The sequence below is a fragment of the Pokkaliibacter sp. CJK22405 genome (assembly GCF_046614695.1).
Lineage (GTDB): Bacteria > Pseudomonadota > Gammaproteobacteria > Pseudomonadales > Balneatricaceae > Pokkaliibacter.
This window is the reverse complement of the sequence record NZ_JBKKHQ010000017.1, coordinates 1-17,097: the sequence shown is the minus strand read 5'-3', so window position 1 is coordinate 17,097 and position 17,097 is coordinate 1. Positions and strand designations below refer to the sequence as shown.

The following is a 17,097-nucleotide window of genomic DNA, read 5'->3' as shown; positions in this document are numbered from 1 at the left end:
GACCTGCAAGGTTAAAATGCGTTTTAAGCCCGTCCATTGGACGGGCTTTTTTTATTGCCTGTGGTTCAGCGCCGGAATCCGTCATAGCCAAAACTCCGGCATAAAAAAGCCCCGCAATAGCGGGGCTTTTTCGTCACAACCCTGAAGAAGGCTTAGCCCACAGGCTTAACCAATCGTCATCAGGCTGGCGTTACCACCGGCAGCAGCGGTGTTCACACTCAAGGCACGCTCGATATAGAGACGCTCCAGCGCCAGGTGCGTATCACCCCGCTCAAGACCATGCACACCGACGATAGGACCGGGACGTGCAGCCACTTCCTGACAGACCACCACCAGCTGGTCAGAGTCACCAAAGTGAATGACGGCATCGAAAGCATCGCTGCCCTGCTGCCAGTTATCGGTCAGGGTGATGCGCTTGGCGACCGCATCGGGCAGACGCTTGAGCAGCGCATTGGCAGAAGTCGGCATCAGCACTTCCGTACCTGCCGCCATACAGGCAGCAATCGCGGTCAGCTGATCCGTTTCCTGATCGGCCAGCACCAGCGCACGGTCACGCGGCAGAATGTTGTAGGTATTGCGCTCACCGGTCGGACCATCCAGCAGACGCATGGTGCCGGTCTGTACTTCGGCCAGGAAGCCCGCCATGACGTCAGCATGCGCTGGGCTTTCCTTGCTGAACCAGCTCGCCAGTTCATCCTGCGGATTACCGATAGCTTTGAGCATGACTTCACGGCCTTTGCTCTCAACACCGTTGCGGCTGTCGGCCAGTTTAAGGCCGGTGCTGATCGCATCCTGCGGACGCATAGACAGCAGACGGTACAGATACAGCGGACCACCGGCTTTAGGACCGGTACCGGAAAGACCTTCACCACCGAAGGGCTGCACGCCAACCACCGCACCGACGATATTCCGGTTCACGTACTGGTTACCGGCATGGGCACGACTGGTGACCTGAGCGATGGTCTCATCGATACGGGTATGAACCCCCAGCGTCAGGCCATAACCGGTGTCGTTGATCTGGTCGACCAGCTGATCCAGATGCTTACGCTTGTAGCGAATCACGTGCAGTACCGGGCCGAAGACTTCGCGCTCCAGCTCATCCAGACTATCCAGCTCAATCAGCGTTGGCGGAACAAAGGTTCCCTGACGCACCACATCCTGATCCTGCTGGCAAAGCTGATAAACCTTGCGGCCTTTATCGCGCATGCCCTGAACGTGAGCTTCGATGCCCTGCTTGGCTTCGGCATCAATCACAGGACCAACATCGCAGTTAAGCAGCTCAGGATTGCCCAGATGGCATTCGCTCATCGCGCCTTTCAGCATGGTGATCACACGGTCGGCAACATCTTCCTGTACACAGAGAACGCGCAGTGCTGAGCAGCGTTGACCGGCGCTGTCAAAGGCCGACTTGACCACATCGACCACGACCTGTTCTGCCAGTGCAGAGGAGTCGACGATCAGGGCATTCTGACCACCGGTTTCAGCAATCAGCGGTACCGGACGACCGTGGGCATCCAGACGACCGGCAAGGGTGCGCGACAGAATACCGGCCACTTCGGTAGAACCGGTGAACATCACACCTTTAACGCGCTCATCACCCACCAGACGGGCACCCACGCTTTCACCCTGACCGGGCAGCATTTGCACAACACCTTCAGGAATACCGGCATCCAGCAGAATACGCACGGCCTGATACGCGATCAGCGGCGTCTGTTCGGCGGGCTTCGCCAGTACGGTATTACCGGCAGCCAGTGCTGCCGCAATCTGACCGGTGAAGATAGCCAGCGGGAAGTTCCAGGGGCTAATGCACACGACAGGGCCCAGCGGACGATAGGTACCGTTATCAAAGTTTTCCTTCACCTGCAGGGCGTAGTACCGCAGGAAGTCCACAGCCTCACGCACCTCAGCAATACCGTTGCTGTAGGTTTTGCCGGCTTCACGTACCAGGGTGCCCATCAGCTGTTGCATCTGTGCTTCCATCAGGTCCGCAGCACGCTCAAGCAATACCGCACGCTCGGTCGCCGGGGTTGCCTGCCAGATGGGCGCAACATCCAGGCTGACGTTAAGGGCGTTATCCACATCCACCACGTCGGCTTCCTGAACCTCACCCACCACATCGCGGTGATCAGAAGGGTTAAGCACCGGAAGACGAGCCGCGCCTTTAACTTCCGCACCCATGATCGGGCCTGCGTGAATTGGTTCATTACCGGTATTCAGTAGCGCGCTGGACAGGGAAGCCAGACGGTGTTCGTTGGCCAGATCAAGGCCGATAGAGTTCTTGCGCACCTCGCCATACAGGGCGCTCGGGTGAGGAATCTTCGGATGAGGCAGGCCGACTTCACCTTCGCGAGCAGCCATCTGATCCACCTCATGCACCGGATCAGCCACCAGATCCTCGATCGGGAAGTCGGTATCCGCGATACGGTTAACGAAAGAGGTATTGGCACCGTTCTCCAGCAGACGACGCACGAGGTACGCCAGCAGCGTTTCATGGCTGCCCACCGGTGCGTAGATACGGCAAGGACGGTTCAGTTTGCCTTCGGCAATTTTACCTACAACCTGCTCGTACAGGGGTTCGCCCATACCGTGCAGACACTGGAACTCATACTGACCGGGATAGTAGTTCTGGCCGGCAATACGATAAATCGCAGCCAGGGAGTGGGCATTGTGGGTCGCAAACTGGGGATAGATCGCCTCAGGCACTGCCAGTAATTTGCGCGCACAGGCCAGATAAGAAACATCGGTGTACACCTTGCGGGTATAGACCGGATAGCCTTCCAGACCATCCATCTGCGCCAGCTTCACTTCGCTGTCCCAGTACGCGCCTTTCACCAGGCGAATCATCAGGCGGTGACGGCTGCGGCGGGCCAGATCGATCACAAAATCAATCGCGAAGGGACAACGCTTCTGGTAAGCCTGAATAACAAAGCCAATACCGTTCCAGCCAGCCAGTTCGGGCTCAAAGCAAAGTTTTTCCAGCAGATCGAGGGAAATTTCCAGACGATCGGCTTCTTCAGCGTCAATGTTGATGCCAATATCGTACTGCTTCGCCATCAGGGTCAGCGCATACAGACGCGGATACAGCTCGGTGATAACGCGATCGTACTGCGCGCGGCTATAGCGTGGGTGCAGCGCCGAAAGCTTGATGGAAATGCCAGGGCCTTCGTAAATACCACGGCCGTGGGAAGCTTTACCGATGGAGTGAATTGCCTGCTCGTAAGAGGCGAAATAGCGCTTGGCATCCTCTTCGGTCAGCGCAGCTTCACCCAGCATGTCATAGGAATAACGGAAGCCACGGGATTCCAGCTTACGGGCATTGGCCAGGGCTTCGCCGATGGTTTCACCGGTCACGAACTGCTCACCCATGAGGCGCATCGCCATGTCCACGCCTTTGCGGATCAGCGGCTCACCACTGCGTCCGATAATGCGGTTAAGGGAGGAGGACAAACCGGCTTCGTTGTGGGTCGATACCAGCCTACCGGTGATCAGCAGACCCCAGGAGGCGGCATTAACAAACATGGAAGAGCTGTGGCCCAGATGCTGGCTCCAGTTGCCGTTGCTGATCTTGTCGCGGATCAGCGCATCACGGGTGGCTTTGTCAGGGATACGCAGCAGCGCTTCGGCAAGACACATAAGCGCCACGCCTTCCTGGGATGACAGCGAAAACTCCTGAAGCAAACCCTGAACAATGCCGGAACGGCCGCCAACACTCTTCTGATTACGCAGCTTCTGCGCCAGGTCAAAGGCTAAATCGTAAGCAGCTTTGGCGGTTTTCTCGGGCAGGCGCGCCTGTTCGAGCAGCATGGACACCATTTCCTGCTCGGGACGGCGATACGCTGAGGTAATGGCTGCACGCAGGACGGACTGGGGCTGAATGCTCTCGGCAAATTCGAGGAAAGGCTGTCGCGCCGTTTCAGTGTGCTCAACCAACTCACCCTGATCGGCCGCATCACCCATACTTTCCTTGGTGACTTCACCCTTCTCCAACTGTTCAAGATAGGTGAATATCGCCTGCTTGATCAGCCAGTGTGGTGTGCGGTCAATACGACGGGCAGCATCTTTAAGCCGCTCGCGGGTAGGTTCGTCGAGTTTGACGCCAAGCGTTGTGGTAGCCATGTGTTTCCTCACTTGCAGCCCATGGGCCTGCATCCCAGGTTGAATCCTTCAGAATTATGTCAGCGACGAAAAAAGGTGCAACCCTTTACAGCACAAGGTGCAACCCTATTTTTTCTAATAGGTTGCACCACAAATAAAAGGTGCAACTTTTTCCACCTAAAAGCTGACATGCCGTGCTTTGCAGAGGTACTACGCGCTTTACTGTGCTTTTAAATAGTGCAACTCGCAGGCCAACCGCAAAGGCAGGTGCAACCAGACTCAGCCCCGAAACGTGCTACCAAAAGGGGCAGACTGCTTTGCATGGTGCTACCTTTTGATACGCATAAACGTCGTATCACTTTTCTGTTATTAGCTACGATTTCTCGGGATGAAAGGGTAAAAATTGCATGCAATATAATGAATAAAGCATCGACTAAAACTAATGAGTCGGCCTGAAAGACCACGAAGAGTAGAGAAGGAAGGGCTTAAAAAGCAGAAAAAACAGGGGGCTAACGAGGAAAACTGCGACCGGGTTGCCCGGTCACAGCGAGAGAAACTTCTGAATAAGCGGTCAGGAAGTGATCAAAAACCATTCCAAAAAACGGTTACGCTTCAACTATTGGCCCAACAGCCCCTGAAGCACGCTCGGATCAATATTCTGCAGCATCGAGCCAAGGTCACCACCCTCGGTGGAGCTACTGCCCTGGCCGAAAAGCCCGGGTAGCCCCAGCATGCCGCCGACATTCATGACCTGATAGCCCGCGGGCGGCATAAAGAGAGAAGCTGCCTGTGGGCCTCGCTCAATATTGGAGACCAGATAGAGTGGCGTACTGATACCGGGTTGCACCACCGACAACAGCACACCATCATCGGTCAAGCAGGCGTTGGTGTCAGGCAAAGAACCCGCCTTATCATGCAGTTTCCACTCCCGGCAGTGTTCACCAGCAATGGTGCGCTGCTGACCAGGCGTACCTTCAAACTGACGAATATCGGTAGTGATGCCACCCAGAAAGCGGCTGGCCTGCTGGAGGGTCGCACGCATGACCATCTTTTCATTTGGCGCCAGGCGTCCCGTGGGATACATAAAGGCGGATTCAGTGCCCTGATCTGCCACGACCACAATGGCATCACCGGGTAACTTGCTAAGATCCACCGGTTTGGCGACCTTCATCCGCATTACCAGCGCATTTGCATTCACCATCGCCTGATAATGACGGTTGTGACGCACGTCATAAACATCGGCCTGTGCCTGATAGGCCGCCTTGGGCAAGGGAGGCGTGGCCGCCTGACTGGCATGGGCGCCGACCAGACAGCTCAGGGCGGTGAGAGAAAGCAGCAAGCGTTTCATCGCGGTCATGTCGTACGTCTCTTCTAACCTGTGGAGTGGCTAATGCAGATCAGCCATACCTTGGCATTATGCGGAGCGGCCATCACAGTTCAACCTCAGACGGGTTTCGGTCTGATACATCATTTGTGATCTCATTTTAGTGAGAAAGATCGGCGCCCACCGACACCATCCCCGCTGTGAGCAGCCTCAGGCATGAGGGCCAAGGAAAAATGTGCTCACAGAGTGATTTTGCTACACTCACTTTCAGTCATCCTCATGACCATGGAGAGCGCATTTGAGCCGAGCCCCTGCCTTTATCGCGCCCGACCGCAAAGTCGGAGAAACGCTACAGGAGTGGGTCTATCGCGCCCTGCGACAGGCCATCATGACCGGGCAGTTCAAGCCCGGCCACAGCATCACGATTCGCGGCGCTGCCGCTTTACTGGATGTCAGCCTGATGCCTGTACGCGAAGCCTTGCGCCGTCTGGTCGCCGAGAGAGCGCTGGAGCTTCAGGCAAACCGGCGCGTAACGGTGCCGCGCATGACTCCCGACAAGCTGGAAGAACTTGCTGGGGCACGCATCGCGCTGGAAACACTGGCCGCAGTGCGAGCCTTGCCCCGCGTGGACGCCGCGCTATTGGAAACCCTGCGGGCACTGGATCAGGAAGTCGATGAGGCGCTCGCCAGTGGTGATGTTTCCACCTATCTGCAAAAGAACCAGATGTTCCATCTGACGCTCTATCGCGCCGGTGATTCTCAGGTACTGATTCCGCTCATCGAGAGCCTCTGGTTACAGTTCGGCCCCTTTATGCGAATGGTACTTGGCAAGATTGGAGCTTCTTACGTCCTCGACCGTCATGCCGAAGCGCTGCATGCCATTGAGAACAGGGATGCGCTGGCATTGCGGTTAGCCATCGAAGGCGATATTCGGGATGGGATGGGCAGCCTGACTCAGGAAGAGCTGCTAATGGCGGCCCGGACAGACAGCTAGCGCAGCATTGGCGCCAGCGCTGTCGGGAACATTTAATGAGAAATAACGCTTTAGCCCAGTCCGGCCAATGTCGCTGGGTGCGTGTGTTCGTAAACGATAGCAATACCGACCAGAATCAGCATCAGGCCACCTAAGGCTTCGGCGCGCTTGCCCACCAGCTCACCCAGGCGATTTCCCAGCAGCACACCCAGGGTCACCATTACCGTTGTTGCGATACCGATCATGATGGCTGCCTGCACGATACTGACATCAGCAAAGGCCAGACTGACCCCTACCGCCAATGCATCCAGACTGGTCGCCACGGCACTCATGCAGGTCATCATCACACCCTTCATACCGGACTCGGCCTGAGAGGGCTGCGCCTCCTCGTGCTCTTCTTCCTTGCTGAAGCCTTCACGAATCATGCGAAGACCCAACAGCAGTAGCACAGCAAAAGCGACCCAGTGATCCCACTCTGTAATAAAGCGACTGGCACCGACGCCAATCGCCCAGCCAATCAGGGGGGTAATCCCTTCGATCAGGCCAAACAACAGACCAATTTTAAGTGCGGAAAAAATGGAATGAACAGGCGTGGAGATACCGCGTCCGATAGCAACAGCAAAAGCATCTGTCGACATCGCCAAGGCAATAATGAAAAGCGCTAAAAAGCTCACGGTTTGATTTATCCAGGCCAGGCAAATAACCACGACAATCTCGCGCCCGGCCCTTATCGCGATGATTGTCGATGGTCTCGCTGACCTGTCGTGACACTGAACGTGTCAGGACGGTGATCTGCACCACGGCACAATGAGGTGCCGACTATGTTGATACAGACCCTGCTACCCAAGGTAGTAGAGCTACTCCCCAAAGACGGGGCAAACCCTATCAGCAGCCCTCAAATAAATCAACTAAAAAGACAGCCACACCGAATAACAAAAAGGCCTGCAGTGCGCGACATGCAGGCCTTTTTACAGACGTTCAACGCAGAAAGGCGTTATTCAGCAGTCTCGGCGCGAATCCTCTCTGCCCGGCGAGAGAACCACCAGGCAACCAACACGGCCACGGTCACCACCAGCACAATCAGCGTTGCCAGGGCGTTGATTTTTGGGCTTAGCCCCAGGCGCACACTGGAGAACACGACCATAGGCAAGGTGGTTGAACCTGGCCCGGAAACGAAGCTGGAAATCACCAGATCATCCATGGACAGGGTGAAAGCCAACAACCAGCCCGCTGCCAGTGACGGCGCGATGATCGGCAGCGTGACCTGACAGAACACCTTGAAAGGCCGCGCGCCCAAATCCATCGCTGCCTCTTCCAGAGAGATATCCATCTCCTTAAGACGCGAGCTAATGACAATGGTCGAATAGGCAGTACAGAACGTGATATGGGCCAGCAGAATCGTGGTGACACCACGCTCCGACGGCCAACCTATCACCTGCTGCAATGAGACAAAGAGCAGCAGCAGGGACAAACCAGTGATGACATCCGGCATCACCAGCGGCGCATTAATCATGCTGCCAAAAAGGGTATGGCCACGAAAACGGCCGTAGCGCACCAACGCAAAGGCCGCCATGGTGCCAAGCACCACCGCACAACTTGAGGCGGCGATGGCAATTTTAAGGCTCAGCCATACCGCATCCATCATCTGGGTGTCCGCCAGCAGCTCGCCATACCATTTGGTGGAGAAGCCGGACCAGACCGTCACCAGACGGGACTCATTAAAGGAATAGCCGATCAGCAGCACGATAGGCAGATAGAGAAAAGCAAAGCCCAGCGTCAGTACAGTGAGAGACAGCTTATTCTTTTTCACTTTGCGCCTCCTTCGCCTGATGGCGGTTAAAGAGCGCAATCGGAATCAGCAGCAGCGCCAGCATGATGACGGCTACCGCCGAGGCCAGCGGCCAGTCGCGGTTATTGAAGAATTCCTGCCAGAGCACTTTACCTATCATCAAAGTATTGGCGCCGCCCAGCAGCGATGGAATCACAAATTCCCCCACCGCCGGAATAAACACCAGCATGGAGCCAGCGATAATGCCGCTACGCGACAACGGCAGCGTCACCTTGAAGAAGCTTTTCCAGGGCCGACACCCCAGATCGGATGCGGCTTCCAACAGGGAGTGATCCAGCTTCAGCAGGTTGGCATAGAGCGGCAGAATCATGAATGGCAGGTAGGCATAAACGATACCGATATAGACCGCCACATTGGTATTCAGAATCGTCAGCGGCTCGTTGATCACGCCCAGCCACATCAGGAAGTTATTCAGCACCCCGTTATCTTTCAGAATGCCGATCCAGGCATAAATACGGATCAGGAACGAGGTCCATGACGGCAGAATCACCAGCATCAGCAGCACGTTGCGTGTCGAGGGGCTGGCCTTGGTCATAAAGTAGGCCATGGGATAGCCCACCAGCAGACAGAGGATCGTCGCAAAGAAAGCCGTTTTCAGACTGAACAGATACGCAAGAAAGTAGAGATCATCACTCAGCAGAAAGAGAAAATTGCCGAAGTTGAGATGAACGCTCAGGACTTCATCGCTGTATTCAAGGATGTCATTGAAAGGCGGAATCGCAACCGCCGCTTCCGACAGGCTGAGTTTCAGCACGATCAGAAACGGGATAAAGAAAAACAGCAGCAGCCACACATAGGGAAGCGAAATCACCCAGTTGCGGCCGCGTGCCAGCTGCGCTATCGGGTTAAATTTCTTCATGAGGTCAGCACCACCGCACCCTGAGGATCCCAGCTGAGGTAGATCTCATCATTCCAGGTTGGGCGATCCTGCGTGGAACGCTCAATATTGGCGACGGTACACAGCACTTTCTTTTCACTGTCGGTGCGCACGTGATAGGTCGAGATACCGCCCAAATAAGCGATATCTTCCACCTTGCCGTGCACCCAGTTGCTGCTCTGCTCAGGTTTTTCCCAGGAGAGATAAATCTTCTCAGGCCGGACAGCGACGGCCACCGGCATACCGGGGCTGACAGAAGCATTAGGCGCCATCAGAATCGGCGCAGGCAGATCCGCACAGCCAATTTCCAGGTATTCCTCGTGAGGCTCGCCCGCCACCCCTTCGAAAATATTCACAGAACCAATGAACTCCGCCGTCAGACGGCTATTGGGGTATTCGTAGACTTCGGAAGGCGTGCCGACCTGGCAGATTTCACCGTTATCCATGATGCCGATCCGGCCTGCCATGGTCATGGCCTCTTCCTGATCGTGGGTCACCATGACACAGGTCACGCCGACTTTCTCGATGATGTCGACCACTTCCAGCTGCATACGGGTACGCAGCTTTTTATCCAGCGCGCCCATGGGCTCATCGAGCAGTAGCAGTTTGGGGTGTTTCGCCAGACTTCGTGCCAGGGCAACACGCTGGCGCTGACCGCCAGAGAGCTGATGCGGCTTGCGCTTGGCGTACTGGCTCATGTGTACCAGTTGCAGCATATGACCGACACGGTCACCAATCTGGTTACGGGAAAGTTTGTCCTGCTTGAGGCCGAAGGCAATGTTCTGCTCCACCGTCATGTGGGGAAACAGTGCATAGGACTGGAACATCATATTGATGGGGCGTTCATACGGCGGCAGGGAGCTGATGTCCTGTCCGTCCAGCCATATGCGGCCTGCGCTGGGCACTTCAAAGCCCGCCAGCATGCGCAGCAGGGTGGTCTTGCCACAACCGGAACCGCCCAACAGGGCAAAAATCTCGCCTTTGCGGATATCCAGGCTGACCTGATGCACCGCTGTCATCTGGCCGAATTTTTTGGTGACCTGCTCAATGCGCAGGATACTGGATTCAGTGCCACCCGATTCGCTCTGGGTTGCGGGCCTGGACTCAAGATTCATTTCCCGGGTTTCCTCCTGTGCATTCCTGTGGACAGCCTGCTTGCGACTTTCCTGCATTTCCCTCGCGATTCAGGGGTAAGGCCCTGATGCGGCATTGGCGTTTGTGATGTTGTGGTTTACTGGGTTGTCGATGGACTTGTGCAATGACATCCCGCTCGAGAGACTCGGCGCAGAGCATTTTTAGCACCTTTTACGGGGCAAAAACCGGCCCGCAAAAGAGTCGCACATCATGACAATGCCCCACGTCCTTGGCAACGGGGACAACGCATTTTTTTGCCCACTGACAAAGAAAATACAACAAGGCTAAAAGCGGCGTGGTTACTGGGCCCAGGACATGTCAAAGCGCCCATTCCCACGCCGCACCGGGGTATTACACAGTACGCAAATAAGAGTCGTATTCCAGCTGCGTCACCTGGCTACCAAAGGTCGCCAACTCCTGCCACTTACAGCTGGAGTAAAGGCGCATGTAAGCTTCACCGAAATAGGTTTTGATGAACTCGGACTCTTCAAATGCCAACAGGGCTTCCGCCAGATTATCCGGCAGCGAGGCCTCATACTGGGCATAGGCATTACCGACCGTGGGCGCAGGTGGCTCAATTTTGTTGGCAATACCGTGATAGGCGCCTGCCAGCACCGCCGCCATGGACAGGAAGGGGTTGGCATCGGCACCGCCGACGCGATGTTCAATACGAATGGCCGAACGCTCACCGGAAGGAATACGCAGTGCCGTACTGCGATTGTCATAGCCCCAGCATGGATGAACCGGCGCATGGCTACCTGCCTGAAAACGGCGATAGGAGTTAATGTTCGGTGCCAGAAAGGCCATCACATCGGCCATGGTATCGGTCATACCGCCAATAGCGTGGCGCAGCATCTCACTGCCCGTCGGCGAGCCGTCATCAAAGACGTTCTTGCCGTCTTTATCGATCAGACTGAAGTGAATGTGCATGCCGTTACCTGCCATGTCGCCATAAGGCTTGGCCATAAAGGTCGCGTTCATCAGGTCAGCCTGGGCAACCCCTTTGATGACACGCTTGAGCAGAATCGCGTGCTCTGCTGCCTGCACAGCATCAGAAACGTGATGCAGGTTGATCTCATACTGGTTCGGCGCCTGCTCGGCGACCGTGGTATCCACCGGCAGTCCCTGCAGGGAAGCGGCACGGGAGATACCGTCGAAGAAGTCCTCAAATTCATGAAGTTCTTCAATACCATAGACCTGGTTCGTAAACTGTCGGCGCCCTGTCGTGGGTGACATTGGCGGCTGCGGACGGCCATCCGGTGCGGGCTCACGGTCCAGCAGATAAAACTCAAGTTCAATCGCCACCACCGGGCGCAGGCCGAGTTTGCCAAACAGATCACAGATATGCTGCAGACGATGGCGCGGATCGCCAAAGAACGGTGAGCCATCGTTTTCGTACATGGACATCACAATCTGCGCCGTACGGCGCTTGAGCCAGGGCACCTCTTTCAGCGAACGGCCTACCGGCAGGCAGAGTGCATCGCGGTCACCGGTCTCAAACACCAGCCCGCTGTCAGAGACATCATTACCCCAGATATCCAGCGCAAACAGGGAGCTGGGCAGACGAATACCGCTGGAAAGCACTTTGGCGACCGCACTACGGGGCACCCATTTACCACGCACAACACCATTGGTGTCGGGAATCAGCAGCTCGAAGACTTCAATATCCGGATGCTGGGCCAAAAAGGCATGAGCATCTTCCAGATTAGGGCTCACACCCTTGTTTTCATCGGACATAGTGGTCTCCTGATGGATCCGTCGTCTCCCCCTTCGCAGCGCAAAGGGCCTGAGGAGAGGACGTATTAAGACGTTGTTGACGATAACGACGCGCGGCCTCACCGAAGCGGGCAAATAACTGAGTCGAAAGCGCATCCTCGGCGTAACGCCATTCCGGATGCCATTGCACACCAATCAGCCAGCGCGAGTCGTCAGGGAAAGAAAAAGCTTCCACCAAACCGTCTTCCGCCCAGGCTTCAGCCTGCAAGTCAGGTGCCAGCCGATCAATCCCCTGCCCATGCAGGGAGTTGACTTGCCAGTGGCAGGTTTGAGTCATGGAGGAAAGTGCACCACCTTGCAGCAAGGTCAGGCGGTGGGCGTAACGATATTGTTCTTCGCGGGGCGCATCCTTGTCTTCACGATGCTCCTGCAAACCCTCGACCTGATGCAGGAAAGGATGCAGGGTGCCGCCCAGAGCGACATTGACCTCCTGCATGCCGCGGCACACCGCCAGAATCGGCATGCCCATCGACAGCGCACGACGGATCAGCAGCAGACTGGAGGCATCTCGTTGGGGGTCACGTTGGGATGAGTCATCGGGATCTGGCGGCAGGCCGTAGCGCCAGCCCTCAAGGTTGGAGTGGCTGCCCGGAAGAAAAAGGCCATCCATCCGGGCCAGCAGCCCATCGAGGTAGTCATCAGAAACAGGCGTCAGTTCCTGTCCTGGCACCAGCAATGCGGGGAGTAACCAGGGATAAGCATCAGCCCCGTGCGTCAGGGCCTGAATATATTTCTCACCGACCCCGTGAAAAGGTGCAGAGCCGCGGAGAAAGACATCCGACTGTAATCCAATGAGGGGCCTTGCCTCGGCCATAAGTCACCTCGTGGGTCAGGGGCGTGAATATAGTGATCACGTTTTCCAAAGCCTTGTCAATAGCCCGAACGGCTACCCTGACTCAGCCCCAGGAGACCTTGTGCTCGGCCTACCCCGGCAGCTATGAATAGAGCCAGGCGTTACTGTGATTCCAAATATTCTGCACAGCTACAGGCTCTGACTGCCGCAGGTGAACCGCATTACCCACCCGAGAATGGGCCACAGTGCCAGCTCGACAGGCGGCAGCACTCCGTACAGGAGACATCCACAGGATGTCGTCTTCGGGTAATTGTGATCACATTTTTGCCATGCTAGGCTGCTGAGCAGAGCTTCAACGAAATCCTCCGGCGAGGTCGCGTACCCCGAACGGGGTGATTCAACCATTTCCCGGAGCGAACCATGTCCCAGGCACTCAACTATCAACAATGGCAGGCACTGGCATCCAGCCTGCACTTTCAGACCCACGGCCTCATCAACGGCAAGCCCTATAGCGCCAAAAGCGGCAAAACCTTCCCGCTGGTGAACCCCGCCACCGGCAAGGTGCTCGCGGAGATGACCGAGTGCGCCGAGGCGGATATCGACATTGCCGTCAGCGCTGCCCGTGACGCTTTTGAAGACCGTCGCTGGGCAGGAAAATCCCCCGCGGAGCGCAAAGCGGTGATGCTGCGCTGGGCCGAACTGATTCGCCAGCACGGTAATGAACTGGCGCTGACCGAAACCCTCAACATGGGTAAACCCATCCGCGACAGCCTGAGCATCGACGTGCCTGCCACGGCGCGCTGCATCGCCTGGTACGGCGAAGCCATCGACAAGATTTATGACGAAGTAGCCCCCACGGCGGATAACGCCGTCGCCACCATTACCCGCGAACCTGTGGGCGTGGTCGGCATTGTGGTGCCCTGGAATTTCCCGATGATCATGGCGGCGTGGAAGCTTGGCCCGGCCCTTGCGGCGGGCAACTCGGTGGTGCTGAAACCGGCTGAACAGTCGCCCCTCACCGCCACCCGTCTTGCAGAACTGGCCCTTGAGGCGGGCATTCCTCCCGGCGTGTTTAACGTGGTGCCGGGCTTTGGCCCCACCGCAGGCAAACACCTTGGCCTGCATATGGATGTCGATGCCCTCGCCTTCACCGGTTCTACCGAGGTCGGCAAGCTCTTTATGCAGTACGCCGGTCAGTCGAATCTTAAGAAAGTCGGTCTCGAATGTGGCGGTAAGTCGCCGCACATCATTCTCGCCGACTGTGAGGATGTGACAGCCGCCGCGACAGCCGCGGCCTGGGGCATCTTCTTTAATCAGGGCGAAATGTGTACCGCAGGCTCACGCCTGATCGTGCAGGAGAGCATTCACGATGAAGTCATCGCCGTGATTGCCGAGGTCGCCGCCAGCCTGCAACCGGGCGACCCGCTTGACCCTGACACCGGCCTTGGTGCCATGGTGGAAAAACAACACATGGAGCGGGTTCTGGAGTACATCAGCATCGGTCTTGATGAAGGCGCCACCCTCGCCGTGGGCGGTGGTCAGGCACGGGAAGAGTCCGGCGGCTATTACGTCGAGCCGACCGTCTTTACCGATGTCACCAACGATATGCGCATCGCTCAGGAAGAAATTTTCGGGCCGGTGCTGGTCGTGGTGAAAGTCAAAGACGCCGAGGAAGCCCTCAGGGTCGCGAACGATACCTGCTATGGACTGGGCGCGGCGGTCTGGACCGCCAACATCAACACCGCCTACCGCATCAGCCGTGGCATTCGCTCCGGCATGGTGTATGTGAATTGCTATGACGCTGACGATATCACCGTGCCTTTTGGCGGCTACCGTCAGTCCGGCATCGGCAGGGACAAATCCCTCCATGCCTTTGATAAGTACACCGAACTGAAAACTACGTGGATCAAACTGAGCTGATCAGGCAAGGAGGGTCATCATGTCACAGGTGCCACAACGTAACCGCGCCGAATGGCAGCAGCTGGACAGTCAGCATCACCTGCACCCTTTCACCGATTTTAAAGATCTGGCGAAGAAAGGGTCGCGCATTATCACCCGCGCCGAAGGTGCCTATATCTGGGATGTCGACGGTAACAAGATTCTCGATGGCATGGCCGGTCTCTGGTGCGTTAACGTCGGTTATGGCCGCAAGGAACTGGCCGATGCCGCCTACCAGCAGCTGATGGAGCTGCCGTACTACAACAACTTTTTCCAGACCTCACACCCGCCGGCGATTGAGCTGTCACGGCAGCTGACAGAACTTGCTCCGGGGTTTGATCAGGTGTTCTTCACCGGCTCAGGCTCTGAGGCCAATGACACCGTGATCCGTATGATCTGGCGTTACTGGCAGCTGAAAGATCAGCCCAATCGCCGGGTGATTATCTCCCGCAAAAACGGTTATCACGGCAGCACCCTGGGCGGCGCAAGCCTTGGCGGCTTTGAAGCCGTGCACAAGCAAATGGGCGCGACCGTGCCGGACATCACCCACATCAACCAGCCCTACTGGTACGGTGAAGGGCAAGATATTTCGCCGGAGGAATTTGGTCTTGCCCGCGCCAATGAGCTGCGCGAGGCCATTGAGCGCATCGGCCCGGATAAGGTTGCCGCTTTTATTGGCGAGCCGATTCAGGGTGCCGGTGGTGTCATCATTCCGCCTTCCACCTACTGGCCTGAAATCCAGAAAATCTGTGATGAGTACGGCATTTTGCTGGTCACGGATGAGGTTATCTGCGGCTTTGGCCGTACCGGCAAATGGTTTGGCGCTGAGTACTACGGCATCAAGCCGGACCTGATGCCCGTGGCCAAAGGCATCACCTCGGGCTACGTGCCGCTGGGTGGTGTGATGGTCAGCCATAAAGTCAGTGAAGTGCTGATGGGCGAAGCCGGTGAGTTCTATCATGGCTTTACCTACTCAGGTCATCCGGTGGCCTGCTCGGTGGCGATGGCCAACCTCAAAATCCTCAAGGAGGAAAAACTGGTTGAGCGCATTGCTGAGGATGTCGGCCCCTACCTGCAACAGAAGCTGGCTGGCCTGAAAGATCACCCGCTGGTCGGTGAAGTACGCGGCCTTGGCTTCTTCGGCGCCATTGAGCTGGTGAAAGACAAAGCCAGCCACACGCGTTTTGACTCCGCTCAGGGGGTTGGCACCCAATGCCGTGACCACTGCTTCAGTAATGGCATCGTCATGCGTGCCGTCGGCGATACCATGATTATTGCCCCGCCCTTTATTCTGACCCATGCGCAGATCGACGAGCTGGTCGAGAAAGCCTGGAAGTGTCTGGACCTGACGCAAGCCTCAGTGAAAGGCTAAACCCATTCACACGCAAAGATCATCAAAGCGCCCCGCGGGGCGCTTTTTTATTACCGACAGCACGGACACCCACTCTCGCACACACTGACATGAAACCGTCATCCCACTGTCATCAAAAGCCCTCGCGGAGCTGTTACTCTTAAGCGTACTCATGGGTCTACTTCCCGGACTGCAATCTCCAAGGAAACCATATGGCTGAGTCTGCTGTACCCACCCAACTGGAACGCCGTCAGGAGCGTCGTCAGGAAATCCTCTCGGCAGCGCACGAGCTGTTGCTCGCTCCCGGTAATCAGGCCATCAGCATGCTGGCCATCGCCAAGGCGGTCGGCGCCTCCAAAGAAACGCTCTATGCCTGGTTTGGTAATCGGGATGGTCTCTTTAGCGAGCTGATCGAAACCTACGCGGACGCTGTACTTCAGCCCATTCTGACCACCCAGCCCGCCAAACCTAGAGAACAGGAAGAAGCCTGCCTGATGCTGCTGCGCTTTTGGCTCTCACCCCAGACCAGCGCACTGGTTCGCGCCATTATTGGCGATACCAGCCCGGTCCTGCATGAGCGCCTGCTGCAGGTCTTGGTCGCCCCCAGTGATGAAGCCTTTGCCCGCTTTTCACTGGATACCGCTCAGCAGGATCTGGCCAGCCATCTCACTGGGCGCTTCACCGGCCCCTGGCAGCTCAGCGCCCTTCTGGGATCACAAGCTGAGCCTGACCCGGAGGCTCTGGCAATGCATGTTCGCGATGTAATGAGCCAGCTGCAAAATGCTGAAGTCGCGCAGCTGCAGTCGACACGCCTGCCAAAATCGCCGAAGAAAACGACCAAAACCGAAAAGTCAGGCAAAACAGCCAAGCCCGTTAAAGACAGCAAAAACATCAAGAAGAGCAAAAAGAAGAAGCCGGCGAAAAAGAAATACCCTGACGGCAATATGCTTAGCGACTAAACCCGCCGCATAAAAAAAGCGCCCCTGG

At 56.6% G+C, this 17,097-nt stretch carries 12 protein-coding genes; 4 read left to right on the top strand and 8 right to left on the bottom strand.

The window, feature by feature from the left end; all coding sequences use genetic code 11:
• Window positions 1-165 precede the first annotated feature (165 nt).
• Both putA and ACKC9G_RS13090 read right to left on the bottom strand, forming a co-directional pair.
• Complete coding sequence (gene putA, locus ACKC9G_RS13095) at window positions 166-4,116, bottom strand: trifunctional transcriptional regulator/proline dehydrogenase/L-glutamate gamma-semialdehyde dehydrogenase (RefSeq protein ID WP_411406075.1); 3,951 nt, start codon at window positions 4,114-4,116, stop codon at window positions 166-168.
• Window positions 4,117-4,711: 595 nt separating this feature from the next.
• Window positions 4,712-5,452 (bottom strand): hypothetical protein, encoded by a 741-nt coding sequence (locus ACKC9G_RS13090; protein WP_411406073.1) that lies wholly within the window; start codon window positions 5,450-5,452, stop codon window positions 4,712-4,714.
• Window positions 5,453-5,717: 265 nt separating this feature from the next.
• On the opposite strand from ACKC9G_RS13090, the gene ACKC9G_RS13085 reads away from it, so the two are divergent.
• A complete protein-coding gene (locus ACKC9G_RS13085) occupies window positions 5,718-6,413 on the top strand; it encodes a GntR family transcriptional regulator (RefSeq protein WP_411406071.1) in 696 nt (231 codons plus the stop codon).
• Window positions 6,414-6,463: 50 nt separating this feature from the next.
• On the opposite strand, the gene ACKC9G_RS13080 is transcribed toward ACKC9G_RS13085, so the two are convergent.
• The 6 genes from ACKC9G_RS13080 to ACKC9G_RS13055 form a co-directional block, all read right to left on the bottom strand.
• Window positions 6,464-7,066 carry a manganese efflux pump MntP family protein gene (locus ACKC9G_RS13080; protein WP_411406069.1) on the bottom strand — a complete coding sequence of 201 codons (603 nt, stop codon included), beginning with the start codon at window positions 7,064-7,066 and terminating at the stop codon, window positions 6,464-6,466.
• A gap of 320 nt (window positions 7,067-7,386) precedes the next feature.
• Window positions 7,387-8,202 carry an ABC transporter permease subunit gene (locus tag ACKC9G_RS13075; protein ID WP_411406067.1) on the bottom strand — a complete coding sequence of 272 codons (816 nt, stop codon included), beginning with the start codon at window positions 8,200-8,202 and terminating at the stop codon, window positions 7,387-7,389.
• The gene (locus ACKC9G_RS13070; protein WP_411406065.1) at window positions 8,189-9,100 is read right to left on the bottom strand and encodes an ABC transporter permease subunit; all 912 of its coding nucleotides are present in this window, start codon (window positions 9,098-9,100) and stop codon (window positions 8,189-8,191) included. Before ACKC9G_RS13070 ends, ACKC9G_RS13075 begins: the two co-directional genes overlap by 14 nt.
• A complete protein-coding gene (gene potA, locus ACKC9G_RS13065) occupies window positions 9,097-10,233 on the bottom strand; it encodes a polyamine ABC transporter ATP-binding protein (protein WP_411406063.1) in 1,137 nt (378 codons plus the stop codon). Before potA ends, ACKC9G_RS13070 begins: the two co-directional genes overlap by 4 nt.
• Window positions 10,234-10,603: 370 nt before the next feature.
• A complete protein-coding gene (locus ACKC9G_RS13060) occupies window positions 10,604-11,989 on the bottom strand; it encodes a glutamine synthetase family protein (RefSeq protein WP_411406061.1) in 1,386 nt (461 codons plus the stop codon).
• Window positions 11,979-12,842, bottom strand: a complete 864-nt coding sequence (locus tag ACKC9G_RS13055) for a gamma-glutamyl-gamma-aminobutyrate hydrolase family protein (protein ID WP_411406059.1) — start codon at window positions 12,840-12,842, stop codon at window positions 11,979-11,981. Before ACKC9G_RS13055 ends, ACKC9G_RS13060 begins: the two co-directional genes overlap by 11 nt.
• A gap of 399 nt (window positions 12,843-13,241) precedes the next feature.
• Between ACKC9G_RS13055 and ACKC9G_RS13050 the strand changes: the two genes are divergently transcribed.
• The 3 genes from ACKC9G_RS13050 to ACKC9G_RS13040 all read left to right on the top strand — a co-directional run bounded on the left by ACKC9G_RS13050 (window position 13,242) and on the right by ACKC9G_RS13040 (window position 17,069).
• Window positions 13,242-14,741, top strand: a complete 1,500-nt coding sequence (locus ACKC9G_RS13050) for an aldehyde dehydrogenase (protein WP_411406057.1) — start codon at window positions 13,242-13,244, stop codon at window positions 14,739-14,741.
• Window positions 14,742-14,760: 19 nt separating this feature from the next.
• A complete protein-coding gene (locus ACKC9G_RS13045; protein ID WP_411406055.1) occupies window positions 14,761-16,131 on the top strand; it encodes an aspartate aminotransferase family protein in 1,371 nt (456 codons plus the stop codon).
• Between the two features lie 191 nt (window positions 16,132-16,322).
• Window positions 16,323-17,069, top strand: coding sequence for a TetR/AcrR family transcriptional regulator (locus ACKC9G_RS13040; RefSeq protein WP_411406053.1), 747 nt, complete (start codon window positions 16,323-16,325; stop codon window positions 17,067-17,069).
• The last annotated feature ends 28 nt before the right edge of the window (window positions 17,070-17,097 follow it).

Bases quoted from the DNA above. Each gene is read 5' to 3' on its own strand.
- ACKC9G_RS13060 (WP_411406061.1), bottom strand. From the start codon at position 11,989: ATGTCCGATGAAAACAAGGGTGTGAGCCCTAATCTGGAAGATGCTCAT.
- ACKC9G_RS13040 (WP_411406053.1), top strand. From the start codon at position 16,323: ATGGCTGAGTCTGCTGTACCCACCCAACTGGAACGCCGTCAGGAGCGT.
- ACKC9G_RS13045 (WP_411406055.1), top strand. From the start codon at position 14,761: ATGTCACAGGTGCCACAACGTAACCGCGCCGAATGGCAGCAGCTGGAC.
- ACKC9G_RS13090 (WP_411406073.1), bottom strand. From the start codon at position 5,452: ATGACCGCGATGAAACGCTTGCTGCTTTCTCTCACCGCCCTGAGCTGT.
- ACKC9G_RS13055 (WP_411406059.1), bottom strand. From the start codon at position 12,842: ATGGCCGAGGCAAGGCCCCTCATTGGATTACAGTCGGATGTCTTTCTC.
- ACKC9G_RS13070 (WP_411406065.1), bottom strand. From the start codon at position 9,100: ATGAAGAAATTTAACCCGATAGCGCAGCTGGCACGCGGCCGCAACTGG.
- putA (WP_411406075.1), bottom strand. From the start codon at position 4,116: ATGGCTACCACAACGCTTGGCGTCAAACTCGACGAACCTACCCGCGAG.
- ACKC9G_RS13050 (WP_411406057.1), top strand. From the start codon at position 13,242: ATGTCCCAGGCACTCAACTATCAACAATGGCAGGCACTGGCATCCAGC.
- potA (WP_411406063.1), bottom strand. From the start codon at position 10,233: ATGAATCTTGAGTCCAGGCCCGCAACCCAGAGCGAATCGGGTGGCACT.